General features: G+C 68.9%; 16 protein-coding genes and 2 tRNA genes. 7 read left to right on the plus strand and 11 right to left on the minus strand.

Going from position 1 to position 18,216, the window contains the following annotated elements; genetic code table 11:
- Positions 1-675, minus strand: coding sequence for a GntR family transcriptional regulator (locus ELI80_RS07465; protein WP_136650481.1), 675 nt, complete (start codon positions 673-675; stop codon positions 1-3).
- Between the two features lie 31 nt (positions 676-706).
- Positions 707-1,417: a M48 family metallopeptidase gene (locus ELI80_RS07470; RefSeq protein WP_136650482.1), complete on the minus strand. Its 711-nt coding sequence runs from the start codon at positions 1,415-1,417 to the stop codon at positions 707-709.
- Between the two features lie 116 nt (positions 1,418-1,533).
- Between ELI80_RS07470 and ELI80_RS07475 the strand changes: the two genes are divergently transcribed.
- The 3 genes from ELI80_RS07475 (at position 1,534) to ELI80_RS16025 (ending at position 2,642) form a co-directional block, all read left to right on the plus strand.
- Positions 1,534-1,851, plus strand: coding sequence for a TIGR02300 family protein (locus tag ELI80_RS07475; RefSeq protein WP_136650483.1), 318 nt, complete (start codon positions 1,534-1,536; stop codon positions 1,849-1,851).
- 169 nt (positions 1,852-2,020) lie between these two features.
- Positions 2,021-2,096: transfer RNA gene (locus ELI80_RS07480), tRNA-Ala, on the plus strand.
- A gap of 387 nt (positions 2,097-2,483) precedes the next feature.
- On the plus strand, positions 2,484-2,642 hold the full coding sequence (locus ELI80_RS16025; RefSeq protein ID WP_161596437.1) for a hypothetical protein: 159 nt from the start codon (positions 2,484-2,486) through the stop codon (positions 2,640-2,642).
- A 583-nt stretch (positions 2,643-3,225) separates the two neighbouring features.
- On the opposite strand, the gene ELI80_RS07485 is transcribed toward ELI80_RS16025, so the two are convergent.
- The 5 genes from ELI80_RS07485 to ELI80_RS07505 all read right to left on the minus strand — a co-directional run bounded on the left by ELI80_RS07485 (position 3,226) and on the right by ELI80_RS07505 (position 10,704).
- Positions 3,226-6,882, minus strand: a complete 3,657-nt coding sequence (locus ELI80_RS07485) for a vitamin B12-dependent ribonucleotide reductase (protein ID WP_136650484.1) — start codon at positions 6,880-6,882, stop codon at positions 3,226-3,228.
- Between the two features lie 403 nt (positions 6,883-7,285).
- Complete coding sequence (locus ELI80_RS07490; RefSeq protein WP_136650485.1) at positions 7,286-7,828, minus strand: 5-formyltetrahydrofolate cyclo-ligase; 543 nt, start codon at positions 7,826-7,828, stop codon at positions 7,286-7,288.
- Positions 7,825-9,207 carry a magnesium transporter gene (gene mgtE / locus ELI80_RS07495; RefSeq protein ID WP_136650486.1) on the minus strand — a complete coding sequence of 461 codons (1,383 nt, stop codon included), beginning with the start codon at positions 9,205-9,207 and terminating at the stop codon, positions 7,825-7,827. The genes ELI80_RS07490 and mgtE overlap by 4 nt, the downstream gene beginning before the upstream one ends.
- A gap of 118 nt (positions 9,208-9,325) precedes the next feature.
- Complete coding sequence (locus ELI80_RS07500) at positions 9,326-10,189, minus strand: inositol monophosphatase family protein (protein ID WP_136650487.1); 864 nt, start codon at positions 10,187-10,189, stop codon at positions 9,326-9,328.
- 158 nt (positions 10,190-10,347) lie between these two features.
- A complete protein-coding gene (locus tag ELI80_RS07505; RefSeq protein ID WP_136650488.1) occupies positions 10,348-10,704 on the minus strand; it encodes a helix-turn-helix domain-containing protein in 357 nt (118 codons plus the stop codon).
- 392 nt (positions 10,705-11,096) lie between these two features.
- Between ELI80_RS07505 and ELI80_RS07510 the strand changes: the two genes are divergently transcribed.
- Complete coding sequence (locus tag ELI80_RS07510) at positions 11,097-11,840, plus strand: Bax inhibitor-1/YccA family protein (protein WP_136650489.1); 744 nt, start codon at positions 11,097-11,099, stop codon at positions 11,838-11,840.
- Positions 11,841-11,911: 71 nt separating this feature from the next.
- Here ELI80_RS07510 and ELI80_RS07515 read toward each other — a convergent pair.
- Positions 11,912-11,988, minus strand: a tRNA-Arg gene (locus ELI80_RS07515).
- Positions 11,979-12,512 (minus strand): GNAT family N-acetyltransferase, encoded by a 534-nt coding sequence (locus tag ELI80_RS07520; RefSeq protein WP_136650490.1) that lies wholly within the window; start codon positions 12,510-12,512, stop codon positions 11,979-11,981. Before ELI80_RS07520 ends, ELI80_RS07515 begins: the two co-directional genes overlap by 10 nt.
- Positions 12,513-12,658: 146 nt before the next feature.
- Here ELI80_RS07520 and ELI80_RS07525 point away from each other — a divergent pair, with 146 nt between their 5' ends.
- Together ELI80_RS07525 and ELI80_RS07530 are read left to right on the plus strand one after the other, a co-directional pair.
- Positions 12,659-12,967: a hypothetical protein gene (locus ELI80_RS07525; RefSeq protein WP_201740580.1), complete on the plus strand. Its 309-nt coding sequence runs from the start codon at positions 12,659-12,661 to the stop codon at positions 12,965-12,967.
- 58 nt (positions 12,968-13,025) lie between these two features.
- Complete coding sequence (locus ELI80_RS07530) at positions 13,026-13,295, plus strand: hypothetical protein (protein WP_136650491.1); 270 nt, start codon at positions 13,026-13,028, stop codon at positions 13,293-13,295.
- Positions 13,296-13,556: 261 nt separating this feature from the next.
- Here the strand turns inward: ELI80_RS07530 and ELI80_RS07535 are convergent, their stop codons facing one another.
- The gene (locus ELI80_RS07535) at positions 13,557-16,007 is read right to left on the minus strand and encodes a family 16 glycosylhydrolase (protein WP_136650492.1); all 2,451 of its coding nucleotides are present in this window, start codon (positions 16,005-16,007) and stop codon (positions 13,557-13,559) included.
- Positions 16,008-16,573: 566 nt separating this feature from the next.
- Positions 16,574-16,885, minus strand: a complete 312-nt coding sequence (locus ELI80_RS07540; RefSeq protein ID WP_136650493.1) for an ETC complex I subunit — start codon at positions 16,883-16,885, stop codon at positions 16,574-16,576.
- Between the two features lie 188 nt (positions 16,886-17,073).
- Between ELI80_RS07540 and ELI80_RS07545 the strand changes: the two genes are divergently transcribed.
- The gene (locus tag ELI80_RS07545; protein WP_136650494.1) at positions 17,074-18,114 is read left to right on the plus strand and encodes a superoxide dismutase family protein; all 1,041 of its coding nucleotides are present in this window, start codon (positions 17,074-17,076) and stop codon (positions 18,112-18,114) included.
- The last annotated feature ends 102 nt before the right edge of the window (positions 18,115-18,216 follow it).

An 18,216-nucleotide genomic window follows, 5' to 3' on the forward strand; every position in this document is an offset into this window, starting at 1 on the left:
TCAGCGAGCGTCCTGGCTCATCAGGTGGCGCAGCCCTTGCGTCACGTCGGCGCGCACCGCGAGCCGCAGGCCCGGCTCGTCCCCCGCCCTGAGCGCCGCGAGGATCAGCCGGTGATGGCGCGGCGGCTCGTTCCGGCGCATCCGCTGGTAGACGGCGCGCATCGTCGGCCCCAGCTGCAGCCAGATCGTTTCCAGAACCGCCAGCATCGCTGGCGCCTGCGCGCGCAGGTAGAGCGTGCGGTGGAATTCGAGGTTCAGGCGGATATAGCCCACCGCGTCGTGGTTCTGCGCCGCATCCCCCAGCGAGGCGTTGATCGCGGCCAGCCTGTCGATCAGCGCGAAATGCGCGCGCGGCAAGGCGCGGGACGCCAGTTCCGGCTCGATCAACGCGCGGAGCGCGGCCAGTTCCTCGATCCGCTCGACCGAGAGTTCGGGCGTGGCGACCCGGCCGGAACTCGACAGCGTCAGCGCCCCTTCGGCCACCAGCCGGCGAACCGCCTCGCGCGCGGGCGTCATGCTGACCCGGTGGTCGGCGGCGATCCCGCGCAGGGTCAGCGCCCGGCCGGGGGGCAGTTCGCCCAGCATGATGCGGCCGCGCAGCGCGCGGTACACGCGCTCGTGCGTGGCCGGCTGCGCGGGCGAAGGGGAAGCTGCGGGGGTCGTGCGGGTTGCCATGCCGGACCTTGTGATCACAGGCCCGCCCGCGTCAAGCATCGTCCCCGCCTGCCCTGAACGACCAGGCCATGAGGTCGGCCCCATTCCGCCGCAGCCACGCACGGCGCGGGGCATAGCCCGGCATCAGCGTAGCTACCGCGGCCCAGAACCGCGGCGAGTGGTCCATGTGGGCCAGATGCGCGACCTCGTGCGCGGCGACGTAGTCGAGGACCTCGGGCGGGGCCATCGCCAGCCGCCAGGAAAACATCAGCCGCCCGTCCTGCGTGCAGCTGCCCCAGCGGGATCGGGTGTCGCGCAGCGCGATCGCGGCGAACGTTCGCCCCAGCGCTGCCGCATGCCGGTCGCAGGCCGCGGCGAGGCGGTCGCGGGCGAGATGCTTCAGCCAGGCCTCCGCCACGGTCCCCGGCGGTCGCGCCTGCGGCAGCAGAAGCGCGTCCCCGGCGATCCGCGCGGCCCGGACGGGGGCCGGCGTCAGGACCAGCGGCCGCCCCTCAACCGGCAGCGCCGCGCCGAAGACCGCCGCCTGCGCCGCGGGCATCGCCGCCTGCGCCCCCCGGATCCACCCTGCGCGGGACAGGGCGAAGGCCGCCCCGTCCGCCTCCGACGCGCGCGGCGGCAGCGTCAGCACCACCTCGCCGCCGCTCCGTGATACCCGCAGCGTCATCCGTCGCGCCCGCGCATTTCGGCGCAGCGTGACCGCGATGTCGCCGTCGATGGTGATGATCCGTCCGCCCGGCGGCATCCGCGCTCCTCGCTTCCGGGCCCTGTCGTTCCCGGCGCCGCGGAAAGTCTTTACACGTCCCGGCGCCTATGGCAGGGGACACCGGATTTACCTGACCCCGACAGAAAGACAAGACCATGCCCAAGGAAGAATGGGGCACCAAGCGCCTGTGCCCGCAATGCTCGACCCGTTTCTACGACTTGCAGAACGACCCGATGACCTGCCCGTCCTGCGGCGCGGTCTACACCGTCGAGGCGCTGCAGAACGGCCGCACCCGGGCCATGATCGCCGAGAAGAGCGCCGCGCTGGACACCGACCAGGACGCGGTCCTGGACGACGAGGACCTGGACGAGGATTCGACCGAGCTCGACGACGACCTGCTGGAAGACAGCGACGATGACGGCGACGTGTCGCTGGACGACATCGCCGACGTGGCCGAGCCGGACGAGGACTGACCGCGCCCGCGCCACGGACCAGGACTGCGACGAAGGGGCCCCGCAGGGCCCCTTTTTCCATGCCGCGGGCGAACGGCCGGCAACCCCGATTTTCCGCTTGCACGGGTCCGGCGCTGCCCATATACGACCCCCCACGCGGGCGGCAGACGATGCCTCCCGGACCTCCGGTGGGGCCATAGCTCAGTTGGTAGAGCGCTTGAATGGCATTCAAGAGGTCAGGGGTTCGACTCCCCTTGGCTCCACCAGTATTGCGGCTTGTTTTCGCCTGCAGACGGCAGCTTGGCCTGCGCCGAGCGGAAGCCGGCCTACAGTCTGTCCCCGCAGAATAGTAGCGCTCCCGACGGTTCTGGACGGCACCCTCCGAGGCTTCCGGCTCTCGGGATCGGCCGCAGGGACCACAGCCTTCGCCGCTCAGGTCTTCAGCCAGTCTTTCTGCGGGCCATCCTTCAGGGTGCGCGTCTGCCGGACCGTTCGCAAGCTTGAAGAACGCGGCAACCTCGGCGTGCAGTCCAGTGTGGGCCGGAAGCGCATCGGAAAAGAGCAGTCGCAGTCCCGCTAGCAACCGAAGCAGAGGCCGGGCGTTCTCCTTCTGTGTCAGCGTCAACCAACGCGCGCCGTAAGGGAGAAAGCCAATGGCAGAGAATCAGCAGCCGTCCGGTCAGAAGAAAGACAAGAAGGACGATGAGCAGCGGGAGCGTGGCGGGCCGGGCAGCAACCCGGATCAGAACCGTCCCGACCAGGGCCAGAGCGACGAGATACGGCGCAACGGCAGCGACAGCAATCGCAGCTGATGGGTTTCGCAGGGCGGCGGGGCGAGCGTTCCCGCCGCCTTCCGTTCAGCGGGTCACCTGCGGGCCCATAGGCTTGGGCGGGAGGTCTTGGTCGCAGACATGCTCGCGGCTCGCGCGCGAGCCGGACCACCGGCCCCGTGATACAAAGAAATGACCGCGCACCTTGCGATGCGCGGCAGTTTTATGCTGCTCGGTTTCTTCTCGCCATATCCCAGAATATGGGATCTCAGCCCAGATCTTCGCGTTCGGAACGATCCGGATTAGCTGTGGTCTGGAAACGCCGTTACTCGACGAACGTGGCAACCGGGACAATTCGCCGCTTGTCTTGCCGGAACAACGCCGCCGTGGCGACTTCCCCTTGCATCGGCAAATCAAAGTGAGCGTCTCCGCCCATCGCGAAACTTCCACAGTACTCGTCAGAAATATTGAATTATTCTGAGGCCGATTTAGGCGCCCATTGCTTCCCAGCGACCGATGTCCTGCCACAATGACGGCGATTCCGATCGTCTGAAGTCCCACCCGGTGCTTTCGTGTGGGACGGCCGGGGCGCAGAAGGTCCAGTTCTGCGCCCCAACCCAATTCCTCAGCTGCACCCGCTCGTGCCGCCGCAGGTGTTGCACTTCATGCAGGTGCCGTTGCGCACCAGCGTGTAGTTGCCGCATTCGCCGCAGGGGTCGCCTTCGTAGCCCTGCATCTTCGCCTTGGCGCGCATGTCCATCGACACCGTCGTCACCGTCTCGACCGACGCCGCCTGGAAACTCGCCCGCGCCTCGGACATCCCCGACGCGACCGCCATCACCGATGCGCCGCCCTGCAGCACCATCAGCTCCTGCGGAAGCCGCTTCCTGAGGTAGCCGGTCGAGCTGATCTGGCGCAGCATCTCGAGGCTCTTCGACTTCTCGTCGCTCACCGCCGCGACGTTGCGCCCTTCCGTCTCGCCGTCGCCGAGATCGTCGAACGCCGCGCCCGAGGGCTTCACATGCGCAAGGTCCGTGCGGTCGAGATAAGAAACGGCCAGTTCCCGGAAGATGTAGTCGAGGATCGAGGTCGCGTTCTTGATCGAGTCGTTGCCCTGCACCATCCCCGCCGGCTCGAACCGCGTGAAGGTGAAGGCGTCCACGAACTCCTCCAGCGGGACGCCGTATTGCAGGCCGACCGACACCGCGATGGCGAAGTTGTTCATCATGGCCCGGAAGCCCGCGCCTTCCTTGTGCATGTCGATGAAGATCTCGCCCAGCTTGCCGTCGTCGTATTCGCCGGTGCGCAGATAGACCTTGTGGCCGCCGATGATCGCCTTCTGCGTATAGCCCTTGCGGCGGGCCGGCAGCTTCTCGCGGCTGGACCGCACGGCCTCCTTCACGATGATCCGCTCGACGATCTTCTCGGCGATGACGGTCGCTTTCTCCTGGGCCGACCCGGTTTCCAGCACCTCGGCAGCCTCGTCGTCATCCTCGACCAGCGCGGATGCCAGCGGCTGCGACAGCTTCGAGCCGTCGCGGTAGAGCGCGTTGGCCTTGATGCCCAGCGACCACGACAGCTCGTAGGCCGCCAGCGCATCCTCGATCGTGGCCGAGTTCGGCATGTTGATCGTCTTCGAGATCGCGCCCGAGATGAAGGACTGCGCCGCCGCCATCATGCGGATGTGGCTGTCCACCGACAGATAGCGCGTCCCTTTCTTGCCGCAGGCATTGGCGCAGTCGAAGACGGCGTAGTGTTCGGGCTTGAGGAACGGCGCGCCTTCCAGCGTCATCGTGCCGCAGACGTGGTCGTTGGCGGCGTCGATCTGGGCCCTGCTGAACCCGAGGTGGCGCAGCAGGTCGAAGGACGGGTCGCCCAGCTTTTCGGCCGGGATGCCCAGCGTGCCCTTGCAGAAATCCTCGCCCAGCGTCCACTGGTTGAAGACGAAGCGGATGTCGAAGGCCGAGGCCAGCGCCGCATCCACCTTTTGAAGCTCGCGCGGGCCGAAGCCGTGGCCGACGAGCGCGGCGTGGTTGATGCCGGGGCAGTTCCCGAGGCTCGCGTGGCCGACGGCATAGGCCACGATCTCCTCGATCTGGGCCGAGCCGTAGCCGAGCGCTTCCAGCGCCGCCGGGACCGACTGGTTGATGATCTTGAAGTAGCCGCCGCCGGCCAGCTTCTTGAACTTCACCAGCGCGAAGTCGGGCTCGATCCCGGTGGTGTCGCAGTCCATGACAAGGCCGATCGTGCCCGTGGGCGCGATCACCGTGGTCTGCGCGTTGCGGAAGCCATGCTCCTCGCCCAGCGTCAGCGCCTCGTCCCACGCGGCCCGCGCCATCTGCGCCAGCCGCAGGTCGGGGCAGTTTTCCACGTCCAGCGCGACCGGGTTCACGTTGACGCCGTCATAGGCGCCGGTGCCGTGGGCGGCGGCGCGGTGGTTGCGGATCACCCGCAGCATCGCGTCGGCGTTGCGCCGGTAGCCGGGGAAGGGCCCGAGCTCGCCCGCCATCTCGGCGCTGGTCGCGTAGGAAACGCCGGTCATCAGCGCCGTCAGCGCACCGCAGAGCGCCCGCCCCTCGTCGCTGTCGTAGCCGAGGCCGAGGTTCATCAGCAGCCCGCCGATGTTGGCGTAGCCGAGTCCGAGGGTGCGGAAATCGTAGCTGCGCTGCGCGATCTCCTTCGAAGGGAACTGCGCCATCAGCACGCTGATCTCCAGCGTGACGGTCCAGAGGCGGGTGGCGTGGACATAGCCGTCCGCGTCGAAGCGGCCGCCCTTCAGGAAGGTCAGCAGGTTCATCGACGCCAGGTTGCAGGCCGTGTCGTCGAGGAACATGTATTCGCTGCACGGGTTCGACCCGCGGATCGGCCCGTCCGCCGGGCAGGTGTGCCAGGCGTTCACCGTGTCGTGGAACTGGATGCCGGGGTCCGCGCAGGCCCAGGCGGCGTGACCGATCTGGTCCCACAGCTCGCGCGCCTTCACCGTCTTCGCGACCTTGCCGTCGGTGCGGCGGACCAGTTCCCAGTCGGCATCCTCGCGCACGGCCTGCAGGAAGGCATCGGTGACGCGAACCGAGTTGTTCGAGTTCTGGCCCGAGACCGAGGCATAGGCCTCGCTGTCCCAGTCGGTGTCGTAGGTCGGGAACTCGATCGAGTCGAAGCCCTGCCGGGCGTATTGCAGCACGCGGTTGATATAGGTTTCCGGGATCATCGCCTTCTTGGCGGACCGGATCGCGCCTTTCAGCGCGGCGTTCTGCGCCGGGTCCGTCGCGCCTTCGGGCGAGCCGTCCCACTGGCGGATCGCGGCGAAGATGTCGTTCAGCTTCGCCTCGTGCTGCTTGGAACCCGCCACCAGCGAGGCGACCTTCTGTTCCTCGATGACCTTCCAGTTGATGAAGGCCTCGATGTCGGGGTGATCCATGTCGCAGATCACCATCTTCGCCGCGCGCCGCGTGGTGCCGCCCGACTTGATCGCGCCCGCCGCCCGGTCCCCGATCTTGAGGAAGCCCATCAGCCCCGACGACTTGCCGCCGCCCGACAGCTTTTCCCCCTCGCCGCGCAGCGACGAGAAGTTGGTGCCGGTGCCGCTGCCGTACTTGAACAGCCGCGCCTCGCGGACCCACAGGTCCATGATGCCGCCGTCGTTCACCAGATCGTCCGAGACCGACTGGATGAAGCAGGCGTGGGGCTGCGGGTGCTCATAGGCGCTGTCGGACTTGACCAGCTTGCCGGTCTGGTAATCGACGTAGAAATGCCCCTGGCTCGGCCCGTCGATGCCATAGGCCCAGTGCAGCCCGGTATTGAACCACTGCGGCGAGTTCGGCGCCCCCATCTGGCGGGCAAGCATGTGGCGCATCTCGTCGTAATAGGCGCGGGCGTCGGATTCGGCGGTGAAGTAGCCGCCTTTCCAGCCCCAGTAGGCCCACGCCCCGGCCAGCCGGTCGAAGACCTGGCGGGCCGAGGTCTCGCCCACCATCCGCTCGCCCTCGGGCAGCTTTTCCAGCGCCGCCTCGTCGGGCACGGACCGCCACAGGAACTCGGGCACGCCCTTTTCCTTGACGCGCTTCAGGGCAGCGGGGACGCCGGCCTTGCGGAAGTACTTCTGCGCGATGACGTCGGACGCGACCTGGCTCCAGCCCGCGGGCACCTCGACGGCGTCGTTGCGGAACACCACGGTGCCGTCCGGGTTGCGGATCTCGCTGACCGTCGTGGAGAATGCGATGCCGCCATAGGCGCCAGAGTCGGCATTGGTGTCCGGGGTGGTGAAGCGCCGTTCGATCTTCATCTCTCGCCTGTCCCTTTGTCCGTGCGCCGTCGTGCAGGGCCCGGCCCGCAGGGGCCGCAAGGCCGCCTGCGTCCCGGCATGGTGCCAAGGCGCGTTCGCTGTTCTGGTTGGGTCCGCGGTGACTGGATCTTACAAGATCTGGTGGTCCGCCGGCCCCGTTCACACAAAATGAACCGCCGAGCAGACCGCTGCAAGACCATTTTTGTAACCGGGAGGCGAGTAATTCCTTTGACTTTCCGGTTCAGGTAACGGGACGGGCCCCGACTCGTTTGGTTAACAAATGGTTAAGGAAGGCTCGCACGCGCTGTGGAAGAAAGCGGATTTCCTGCGCACCGCAGATGCTTCGCCGTGAGATCTCACCGATGTTCCACAGGATTGTCCCCAGCCAGACCGGGCGCAGCCGTCAGATTGCGATGACCCCGCGGTCGGTGACGATCACGTCCAGCGGCTCGTCGGTCGGCTCGACCGGGATCAGCGGCAGTTCCTGCGCGCCCCAGGCTAGGCCGATCGCCGTCACCTGCCCCGCCCGGCGCAGGTCGGACAGGGTCCGGTCGTAGAAGCCGCCCCCGTAGCCGAGCCGGCTGCCGTGGCGGTCGAACCCCACCAGAGGCACGATCAGCACCTGCGGCACCATGATCTCGTGCGTCTCGGGCGGGTGCGAGGTGCCGAAGGCGCCCGGCTCGACCGCGCCGTCGAATCGGCGGAAGCAAAGCGGGGTCGCGGGGGCCACGACCACCGGCAGGCAGACCGGCCCGTCATGGGCCGCCATCGCGGGCCGGGGATCGGGCTCGCCCCGCATCGGCCAGTAGCCGGCCAGCACCCGGCCCGCGTGCCGCGACAGCGCCGCCGACAGCCAGCGATCCAGCGCCGCCTGGTCGCCGCCCCGCGCCCGCGCCGCGAGCGCCTGCGCCCGAAGCGCGGCCTTCTCGCCAAGCGGGTCCGTCACAGCAGGACCCAGGTCGCCAGCCCCAGGAACGCGAAGAACCCGATCACGTCGGTCACGGTCGTGACGAAGGTGCCCGACGCGAGCGCCGGGTCCGCGCCCGCCTTGTCCAGCGCCAGGGGAATCGCGATCCCCGCCAGCGCCGCCACGGTCAGATTGATGAGCATCGCCACCGCGATCACCAGCGCCAGCTGCACGCCGCCGAACCAGACATAGGCGATCGCCGCCAGCGCCAGCGCGAACACCAAACCGTTGAGCATCCCCACCAGCACCTCGCGCAGCATGACGCGGCGCACGTTGCCGGGCGTCAGGCCCTTGGTGGCAAGGCCGCGCACCGCGACGGTCAGCGTCTGCGTGCCCGCGTTCCCGCCCATCGACGCCACGATCGGCATCAGCACGGCCAGCGCGACCAGCTGGCTGATCGACGCCTCGAACACGGAGATCACGGTGGCCGAGATCAGCGCGGTGCAGACGTTCACCGCGAGCCACGGCAGTCGCTGGCGCAGCGTCTCGATCACGCTGTCGGACAGCGAGGATTCGTCGCCCACCCCGGCAAGGCGGAGGATGTCCTCCTCGTGCTCCTCGTCCAGCACGTTCATGGCGTCGTCGATGGTGATGACCCCGACGAGGCGGCCGTCCGCGTCCACGACCGGGGCGGAAATCAGGTGATACTGGTTGAAGGCATAGGCGACCTCGCCTTCCTCCTGCAGGACGTTGACGGTGCGGAAGCTGTCCTCGGTCAGGTCGCGCAGCCTGACGCCCCGGCGCGCGGACAGAAGCCGGCCCAGCGTGACGTAGCCGGTCGGGTGGCGGCGCGGATCGATCAGGATCACGTGGTAGAACTGGTCCGGCAGCCAATCCTCGCCGCGCAGGAAGTCGATCGTCTCGCCCACGGTCCAGTGCTCGGGCGCGACCACGACCTCGGACTGCATCAGGCGGCCGGCGGAGTATTCGGGATAGGTCAGCGACTGCTCGACCGCGACCCGGTCCGGCTCGTCCAGCGCGGCGAGGATCGTCTCGCGCTCCGGCCCCTCCATGTCCTCGACGAGATCCACGACGTCGTCGCTGTCCATCTCGCGCACCGCGTCGGCGAGGACGTGGACGGGCAGCGCCTCGATCACCTCGTCGCGGATCGATTCGTCAATCTCGGACAGGATCTCGCCGTCGATCTCGCGCGAGTACAGACGGACGAACTCGCCCCGGCGGCGCGGGGTCAGCTGCTCGATCACGTCGGCGATGTCGGCGGGGTGCAGCGGTTCCAGCAGGTTGTCGAGACGGGCGGCGTCGCCGGTGTCCACGGCCTCGTCGATGCCGGCCACGACGGTCCGCGCGGGGGCGAAGTCGTCCTCGGACTCGGGTTCGCGGGGGCGCGGATCGGTCATGCGGCACCTCGTTCGGTTCGGCTGTGGCTGATTGCCGGGCGCAGGGCGTCCGGTCGGCCGGACCATAGAAGCACCGGCGCGGCCCGGCAACGTCGTCCGGGCGCGGCCTGCCGCGGGGTCAGGCGTCGGCCAGCAGCCGCATCGCCTGGTCGTGCAGCTCCGCCGTCGCGGCGGCGATCACGCGGCCGCCGTTCCACGCAGGCCCGCCGGTCCAGTCGGTGACGATGCCGCCCGCCGCCTCGACCACCGCCATCGGCGCCGCGATGTCATAGCGCTGCAGCCCCGCCTCGATCACGAGGTCGACCTGCCCCATGGCGAGAAGGGCGTAGGCGTAGCAGTCGAGCCCGTAGCGCGTCAGCCGCACCTGCCCGGCGACGCGGCGGAAGGCCGCGCCGTCGGCGGGGGTGCCGACCTCGGGGAAGGTCGTCATCAGCGTCGCCTCGGCCAGCGTCCGGCCCGAGCGGACCCGCAGCGGCATCGTCCCGTGCGGCGACCGCACCAAGGCGCGGCCCATCCCCCCCTCGAACCGCTCGCGCGTCCACGGCTGGTCGATCATGCCGTAAAGCGGGCAGCCCTCGCGGTCGGTGACGGCGATCAGGACGCCCCAGCTGGGCGCGCCGCACAGGAACGCGCGGGTGCCGTCGATCGGGTCGAGGACCCAGGTCAGGCCGCTCGTGCCGGGCGTCGCGCCGTATTCCTCGCCCAGGATGCCGTCGTCGGGACGGTCGCGGCCAAGGATCTCGCGCATCGCCGTCTCGCTGGCGCGGTCGGCGCTGGTCACGGGGTCGTAGCCGCCGGCAAGCTTGTTCTCGGAGGCGAGGTCGGCCGTGCGGAAGAACGGCAGGATCGCCGCGCCTGCCGCATCGGCCATGGCATGCGCGATCCTGACGAGATCGTGGCCCCCCGCATGGGCGAGGGCGTGATCCGGGGCGGCCGCATGGAAAAGGGGCGCGGCGTCCGCAGGTCGGTCGAAATCGGTCATGCGAGGCCCCTGCAAATGTCCCGCAATCATACCTGCGGCGATGCGATCCGGCCAGACGCGACGTCACGGACACGACCTGCCCGGCGCGCCATGACGACGCGCCGGGCATGATTGCAGGGGCTCGGAGACGGCGCCGGCGAGGCGCCCGACCGAACCGGTCAGGCGGCGTGCGACAGAACCCGCGCCAGTTCGAAGATCTGGCGGCGCTGCGCCTGCGGCATCGCATAGTACGACCGCATGAGTTGAAGCGCTTCCTTGTCGTTCAGCACGTCGCCCGCCGGCTCGGAGTCGCCGTTCTCCAGCAGGCCGTCGAAGAAATAGGCCGGAGAGACGTCCAGCGCCTCGGCCATTTCCCACAGGCGCGACGCCGCGACGCGGTTCGCCCCCGTCTCGTACTTCTGGATCTGCTGGAACTTGATCCCAACCCTGTCCGCAAGCTGCTGTTGGGTCATGCCCATGAGCCAGCGGCGTTGCCGGAGCTTGCGCCCGACGTGAAGGTCGACTGAATGTGCCATGAAGGAGAAAACCTGTGTGACAGAGAACCGTTTAACAGGAGTTCTTATCCATCACCCGGAAGTTGATTTGTAGTCCCCCTGTTACCGTGCTGTCCAAATATACAGGTCGGGGCAGGGCCGGGCGCGGAAGTTTGCCACCCTCGGCGCCCCGCTACCGCGGCTGTCCGCGCGCGCAGGAGGAGCGCGCGGCAGGAGGGAGAGCGCGCCGGATTCGCCCCGGTGCGCAACCGCAAGCTGACCCGGCAGGTCGCGCCGATCCCCGTTCAAGTGCCGATCCCCGGAAAAATCGGCATCATCGGCCTCTACGAAGGTTGAAACGGGCACGCAGCGACACGATATCCCGGGACAACTGCGACAAAGCCCGCAGAGCACTACGCTGAAGGGAGTTTCCGATGGCCGAATACAACGCAATCCCCCGCGCCGGCACTGCGCCTCGCAGCGCCGCCTTCGACGAGGGCCTGCGCACCTACATGAACAAGGTCTACTCGCTGATGGGCATCGGGATGCTCGTCACGGCGGGGACCGCCTGGGGGCTGAGCACCCTGGCCATCGGCCCTGACGGGACCGCCACCGCGCTGGGTCAGGCGATCTACTATTCGCCGCTGAAGTGGGTGATCATGTTCCTGCCGCTGGTGATGGTCTTCGCGTTCGGCGCGGCGATCAACCGGCTGTCCACCGCCGGCGCGACCCTGCTGTTCTACGCTTTCGCCGCCGCCATGGGCGCGTCGCTGAGCTGGATCTTCCTGGCCTATACCGGCATCTCGATCGTGCAGACCTTCGTGGCGACGGCCGCGGGCTTCGCGGGCCTGTCGATCTACGGCTACACGACCAAGCGCGACCTTTCGGGCATGGGCCGGTTCCTGATGATGGGCCTGATCGGGCTGATCGTCGCCTCGATCATCAACATCTTCCTGCGCTCGGGCGGCGTGCAGTTCGCGATCTCGACGCTGGGCGTCCTGATCTTCGCGGGCCTGACCGCCTACGACACGCAGCGGATCAAGAACACGTACCTGGAACTCGCGAACTCGGACCGCGACTTCCTGGGAAAGTCGGCGATCATGGGCGCGCTGACCCTGTATCTCGACTTCCTCAACCTGTTCCTGTTCCTGCTGCAGTTCATGGGCAACCGCGAGTGATCGCAGCCTGACCAGAGACGACGAGGGGCCGGCATCGCGCCGGCCCTTTCCGTTTGCGGCGGGCGGAAGACTGGCGACCCCGGGAGGGCTCGAACCCCCAACCTTGGACTTAGAAGGTCCCTGCTCTATCCAGTTGAGCTACGGGGCCGCACGCGACGTGCTTGCGACAAACGCGGGCGCGGCGCAACCCGCAGCAGGCCCGACCGCGCGCGTCATGAAGGTGCTGTGCGGGTCGGGGCCATAGCCCGCGAACGGGCCGCATTCGCGGAACCCGGCCCGCGCATACAGCGCCCGCGCCGGGGCCAAGCTGTCCTGCGACCCGGTCTCGAGCGACACCCGGCCCATGCCCAGCGCCTGCGCCCGGTCCAGCAGCGCCGCGAGCAGCCGCGCGGCAAGCCCCTGCCCCCGATGTTCGGCCAGCACGTGCATCGACTTGATTTCGGCGTGCCCGTCGCCCAGCCGTTTCAGCGCCCCCATCCCGACCGGGCGGCCGCCCTGGCGCATCACGAGGAACTCGATGTCCGGGCCGACCAGCTGCGCGCGCGGCAGCATGTGGATCGAGCCCGGCGGCGTATCGGCGTGCATCGCCTGCACGTGGCGGTCGAACAGCAGCCGCAGATCCTCGGCCAGCGGCGATTCCGGGGCGATCGAGACGGGGCCGTTATTCGTCATGCCGGATGCCTGCCGTCGCCTTCCTTTGTCGCGATCGGCGATGCTGCACCGCCGGTCAACCCGCCCGCCCGGGGGAACATCGCGCGGCGCCGGACGTTGACGTGGCGATGATCCGCGGTTTGGGATCGAAGGCAAGGGGAACGATGATGGCAAACGCAGGCAAGAAGTTCGGACTGGGTCAGCAGGACCAGGGCAAGGGCGACAGCACGGGCGGGATGAGCCCGGCGGACCTCGACACCCTGCCGCGGACCGAGATCCTGTCCAATCGCGACACCTCGCGCCACTCGGCCGACCGCGGGCTCGATTCCCGGCACGTGCAGAACGAACAGCTTCAGGAACACAGCGACAACCAGTCGCCCGACCGGGCCGAGAACCCGGCGGACGTCCCCGACGAGGACAAGCTGGCCGACGAGCGCCCGACCGACCGGACGGACGGCCCGCGCACGTCCGGCTGACGTGAACAGCCGGCCGGTCCGCCCCGGGCCGGCCGCCGATCCAGACAAGGAGGCACCGATGAGCGGCGACAAGACCCACCAGCAGCAGCGGCAGATCATCGAAAAGCGCGTCGACACCTCGAACGCGGACAAGGACTTCGATCCGCGCCCCTACCTGAACGCGTCAAGTGACGTGCGCGACCGGATCACGGAAACCGACGTCACCCGCCCCACCGACATCGGCAGCGAGGACGGCAATCCGGCGGTGACCGGCCTCAACCAGGAAAGCGCGCACCACAAGAAGTCGGGGCATCCGTCAGACCAGCCGCAGGCCGACGAGAACGGCTGACCCGAACCCGCACCGCGCGCGCGTCGTGCGCGCGCGGTCGGGTTTCGCGGCGCGCGGATCAAGGCGACCCGACCCGCGCCCACCTCCGCGACCTGCCCGATGCCGGGCTGCGCCCGCCGGCGAGGGTTTGGTCAGGACGCGCACCTAGACGAGGGGGTTTTGGAATCGCGCGACGTCTTCGACCGGCGGACTGGGGCGCACCCGACGGGCCGTCGTGCTTTGCCCCGCGCTCCCTTACCCCCGCCCCGAAGCCGCGTTCCGTCAGGCCGCGAACAGGTCCTCCGTCACGTTGGTGAAGACGAAGTTCTGCGCGCTGAGGTCGTCCAGGTCGTAGTCAGCCAGCCGCAGCGCCTGGTGCTGGTTCAGCCTGATGACCACGTCGTCGCCCACCTGCCGCGCCCAGGCGCGGACATCCGCGACGTGCGAGAAGTGGAAGCCGTCGAGCCGCACCTTGTCGTCCCCCGACAGGTCCAGGATCGTGTCGTTGCCCATGCCCCTGCGGATGACGAAGGTGTCGACCCCGCCGCCGCCGTACAGCACGTCATTGCCGCCCTGACCATCGAGTTCGTTGTACTGCCGGTTCGTGCCGCCGAGGAAGTTGTCCAGCGCATTGCCGGTCAGCCAGCGGGCGTCTGTGCCGAGCTGCGCCTTGATCTCGCCCGCGGCCATCGTGTTGGCCCACGCCCACTTCATCGACGCACCGCTACCGTCGATCTGCGAGAACACGAAGTGATCGGCCTCCCATGACGGGGGCAGCGCCACGACGGGATGGTCGACGGGGCGTTCGTACACGCGGACATGGTCGATCCGCATGTCGGTGTGTTCCGCGTCCCGGAAGCTGTCGCGGTCGATGCCGCCCGACCAGCCGCCGACGGCCACGTTCATCAGCATGTACATCGGCCTGTGCGCGTCTGCGGGGGTGGCGGCGCGGAACACCTCGATCCCGTCCACGTACCACACCATCTCCTCGGGGCCCCAGTCGAAGCCGTAGTCGTGCATCCCCTCCGACAGGTCGCCCACCAGCGTCGCCTGCGTGACCGCCGTGCGGTTGCCGCCCGCGATGCTGTGGGCCGTGGTGTGCGTGACGGTCGGCTCGCTCGTCAGGATCTCGAAGATGTCGAGTTCGGGCGGCCATGTCCCGTCGATCGGCAGCAGCCACCATGCCGGCCAGAAGCCGCTGCCCTCCGGCATCTCGGCCCGCATCTCGAAATACCCGTACTGGACCGAGAAGCTCTGTTCCGACGTGATGACCCCGGACAGATAGGGCTGGTTTCCGACATGCGGCAGGGCCCAGGCGGGCGTCCGGCTGACGCCGATCGACAGGACGCCGTCCGACACCCCGAACGGATCGAGGCCGAGACCCGCGTAGGCCGGATCGACGTAGAACTGCCGCTCGTTGTTCGCGGGCAGGGTCCTGTCACCCCAGTAGAACTCGGGCCGCCAGATCCCGTCCGGGTTCGCGGCGGAACGCAGGTCGAGGCTGGCGAACTCCTCGCGGAAGATCGGCGTCATGCCGGCGGTGCCGGGCGCGAAGTCGGCCACGTTGGCGTCGGTCAGCGCCGATAGCCGGGTGTTCTGCAGCGTCAGCGCCTGGCCGCCGCCGAGGTCGATCACCACGTCCGCGCCGGACTGACGCGCCGCCGCCGTGACGGCTGCGAAGCTGGTGAAGCCGAAGCCGGTCAGGCGCAGCACGTCGCCGTTCGCCCCCGTGGCGAAGTCGGTGATGATGTCGTTGCCGTCGCCCCGGTCCACGACGAAGATGTCGCGGCCCGCGCCGCCGGTCAGCCGGTCGTTGCCGCCTTCGCCGTTCAGGGTCTGCCCGCCCGAGCCGCCGCCCGTCAGGTGGTTCGCGCCGGCGTTGCCGCGGCCATACAGCATCTGCCTGCCCGCGTCGTTCGAGACGGTCAGGTTCTCGACGTTCTCCTCCAGCGTCCAGTTGGCCCAGGCCATGACCGTGTCGATGCCGCCGCCCGCGTTCTCGACGATGCGCGCCGCGGGGCCGTTGACGTAGTAGGTGTCGTCCCCCGCCCCGCCCGCGAGTTGCTGGACCGCGCCGCTGGCAGGAGAGATCCAGTCCTTGCCCGAAGTGCCGTTGACGATCGGCGCGGCGCCGCCCAGCGCGATGTTGGCGGCCTTGAGCTCGCTCAGGTTCACGTTCTTCAGCGTCACCCGTTCCGATCCGTGCAGCCACACCACCACGTCGGTCCCGTCCTGCACGGCTTGCGCCAGCACCTGCGCCGCCGAGGTGAAGCCGAAGCTTTCGACGCGCAGCACGTCGCCCTCGCCCGGCCTGAAGTCCAGGATCGTGTCGGACCCGTGCCCGTAGCGCAGGACGAAGCTGTCCGCCCCCGCCCCGCCCGAAAGCGTGTCGTTCCCCTCTCGCCCGTCGATCACCTGCGAGCCCGCCTGCCCGCAGATGCGGTTCGCGGCGCTGCTGCCGGTGGCCGTCAGCCGGTCGCCGGTGACGGTCAGGTTCTCGACGTTCGGCGCGTTGCGAAGGTCGTAGCTCGCCCAGGTCACGATAGTATCGTTGCCCTCGCCCGATTTTTCCACGACCGAGTTCGTCGGCGACTTCAGGTAGTAGATGTCATCGCCCTTGCCGCCGCGCAGGGCATGGACGGTGTTCGCGATGCCCCAGAGCTTGTCGTTGCCGGCGGTACCCAGGGTGTCGGGACTGACCGGCAAGGCGGCAGCGCGCGTGTTCAAGGCCATGGTCGGATGATTCCTTGTGGGTTGAGCAATGATCAGGACGCTAGATTGCGGCCCTGCTCTCGATCAACCTAAGGTTGAATTAACTTCGGCGCGTTGCACGTTTGCCACAGGTGGGACGGTTTATACCGCTGGTGCGTGCGCGGATGGGAACCGATCGCCGACGTTTGAAACTGGCACAGCCTTTGCTGCATCACATCAACTGGCAGTGGGGCAGCGGGGGCATTTTTCCGGACGTGGCATATCGATCACGCGTCGGCTCGTGCGGGCGCGCCGCCGAAGGGGCGGCGGTCCCAAAGTAAGGTTAGATGAAACGCCAGTTGCTCGCCGCCCGGGGATCTGGTGAGCTGGCAAAGCAGTCGGTTGTCACGTGATCAGATGGCGGACGGTCACGGTCGATGGGCCGTCATACGCTGCCGGACCACGCTCGCCTGCTGGTGCAGGCCGAAGGTCGCAAAGCCAATGTGACGGGATAACAACGAACCGCCCCATCGGCCTGCACGGCCGCAATCGCGCGCATTTGTCCAATCGGCCAAGCGCAGTTCAGCAGCGGGACAGGCAGCCCGTCCTCAGTGCGTCCACGGCACCCGGCGGTCGGTTGCGAAGTTCTCGCCGTAGCCGCGGGGGCGGATGTTGGCGGCGCGCTTCTTCGGCTCCTGCACGATGTAGTCCAGGCCCTTGTCGCGGGCGTAGCTTTCGGCTTCCTCGCGGCTGTCGAAGTGCAGGCGCACCTGGCTTTGCGTGTCGTCGCTGCTGGTCCAGCCCATCAGAGGGTCGATCCCGCGCTGGTCGGCGGGCGGGAAGTCGAGCACCCAGGACTTCGTGCGGGCGGTTCCCGACTGCATGGCGCTGCGGGCAGGCTGGTAGATGCGGACGCGCATGGCTTGATCCCGGCGGTTGGATGGGGTCGTTCTTGCCGCAACGCGGCGCCGGATTCAAGCTGCGGCAGGCGGCCGGGTTCCGCCGCCCGTGCCCGGCAAACAAAGTATGACGTGCCGGAACATCATGCGCTTGTCCGGCGTTCCCCCGCATCACACGTACGCCGACGACCCAACTCGAGGAGAGCACGATGACCCGCACGACAGTTATGGCCCTGCTGATGTCCGTGGCGCTGCCGCTTGGCGCCCTTGCCCAGTCCGACGGCTCGCCCACCGACGCCGCCGCCACCGGCATGAGCGGCGCGGGCGAAAGCGGCGCCTCGGTCGGCGAGACGCCGACCTCGACCGGCACCGCGCCGGCCACGATCGCGCCCACCGACGAGGCCGCGACCGGCCAGAGCGGTTCGGGCGAAAGCGGCGACTCGACCGGGTCGACCCCGACCGCGACCGGGACCGCCGGCGCGCCGGTGGACACGGTCGACGACTCGGCATCCGGCACGACGGGCACCGGCGAGGCTGGCACCTCGGTCGGCGACGCCACTGACGACGCCGTGAACGACACCGCGCCGTCCACCGCCCCCGTGACCGGCGTCATCGTCACCACGACGCCCGGCACCGCCCCGGCTGCGGACGCCCCGGCTGCGGACGCCGCGGCGACCGACAGCTCGGCCACCCCGGCCCCTGCGGCCACCACCCCGGCGCCCGCCGCGGACGCGCCGGCGGTGACGCCCGCACCGGCCGCCACGCCGTCGTCGGATGCGACTGGCACCACCGGGTCGGCCGAGATGCGCACCGCGACCGCGTCGATGGCGACCGCCGATGGCACCGACGTCGGCACCGTGTCGCTGATGACGACCGAGTCCGGCGCGATGCACGTCATGCTGGACCTGGGCAACCTGAGCGAGGGCGTCCGCGCCGTTCACATCCACGAGACCGGCACCTGTGAGGGCCCGACCTTCGAATCGGCGGGCGGGCACCTGGCCGGCGGCCGTGCCCACGGCGCGCACTCGCCCGAGGGCATGCACCCCGGCGACCTGCCCAACGTGACCGTCGCCCCCGACGGGACCGTGAAGGTCGAGTTCTTCAAGGCCGACCTGACGATGGACGAGGTGATGGACGCCGACGGCTCTGCCTTCGTGGTCCACACCGGCGAGGACGACTATACCTCGCAGCCCTCGGGCGATGCCGGCGACCGCCTCGCCTGCGGCGTGTTCGAGGAAACCCAGGCCTGATCGCCCGGCGAGCGCCCGGCATACGGGACTGAAGGCGAGGGCCGTCCGCAAGGGCGGCCCTTCTCCATGGCCGCCGCCTTGAAAACGCGTGGGCCGCTCCCA

The organism is Paracoccus aeridis, assembly GCF_004923205.2.
In the GTDB taxonomy this organism is placed as follows: Bacteria; Pseudomonadota; Alphaproteobacteria; order Rhodobacterales; family Rhodobacteraceae; genus Paracoccus; species Paracoccus aeridis.

What these genes read in the sequence shown, in the direction of transcription:
- ELI80_RS07525 (WP_201740580.1), top strand. Translation starts at nt 12,659, where the DNA reads ATGGCAAACGCAGGCAAGAAGTTCGGACTGGGTCAGCAGGACCAGGGC.
- ELI80_RS07530 (WP_136650491.1), top strand. Translation starts at nt 13,026, where the DNA reads ATGAGCGGCGACAAGACCCACCAGCAGCAGCGGCAGATCATCGAAAAG.
- ELI80_RS07470 (WP_136650482.1), bottom strand. Translation starts at nt 1,417, where the DNA reads ATGCCGCCGGGCGGACGGATCATCACCATCGACGGCGACATCGCGGTC.
- ELI80_RS07520 (WP_136650490.1), bottom strand. Translation starts at nt 12,512, where the DNA reads ATGACGAATAACGGCCCCGTCTCGATCGCCCCGGAATCGCCGCTGGCC.
- ELI80_RS07510 (WP_136650489.1), top strand. Translation starts at nt 11,097, where the DNA reads ATGGCCGAATACAACGCAATCCCCCGCGCCGGCACTGCGCCTCGCAGC.
- ELI80_RS07540 (WP_136650493.1), bottom strand. Translation starts at nt 16,885, where the DNA reads ATGCGCGTCCGCATCTACCAGCCTGCCCGCAGCGCCATGCAGTCGGGA.
- ELI80_RS07545 (WP_136650494.1), top strand. Translation starts at nt 17,074, where the DNA reads ATGACCCGCACGACAGTTATGGCCCTGCTGATGTCCGTGGCGCTGCCG.
- ELI80_RS07535 (WP_136650492.1), bottom strand. Translation starts at nt 16,007, where the DNA reads ATGGCCTTGAACACGCGCGCTGCCGCCTTGCCGGTCAGTCCCGACACC.
- ELI80_RS16025 (WP_161596437.1), top strand. Translation starts at nt 2,484, where the DNA reads ATGGCAGAGAATCAGCAGCCGTCCGGTCAGAAGAAAGACAAGAAGGAC.
- ELI80_RS07465 (WP_136650481.1), bottom strand. Translation starts at nt 675, where the DNA reads ATGGCAACCCGCACGACCCCCGCAGCTTCCCCTTCGCCCGCGCAGCCG.
- ELI80_RS07475 (WP_136650483.1), top strand. Translation starts at nt 1,534, where the DNA reads ATGCCCAAGGAAGAATGGGGCACCAAGCGCCTGTGCCCGCAATGCTCG.
- ELI80_RS07485 (WP_136650484.1), bottom strand. Translation starts at nt 6,882, where the DNA reads ATGAAGATCGAACGGCGCTTCACCACCCCGGACACCAATGCCGACTCT.
- ELI80_RS07505 (WP_136650488.1), bottom strand. Translation starts at nt 10,704, where the DNA reads ATGGCACATTCAGTCGACCTTCACGTCGGGCGCAAGCTCCGGCAACGC.
- mgtE (WP_136650486.1), bottom strand. Translation starts at nt 9,207, where the DNA reads ATGACCGATCCGCGCCCCCGCGAACCCGAGTCCGAGGACGACTTCGCC.
- ELI80_RS07500 (WP_136650487.1), bottom strand. Translation starts at nt 10,189, where the DNA reads ATGACCGATTTCGACCGACCTGCGGACGCCGCGCCCCTTTTCCATGCG.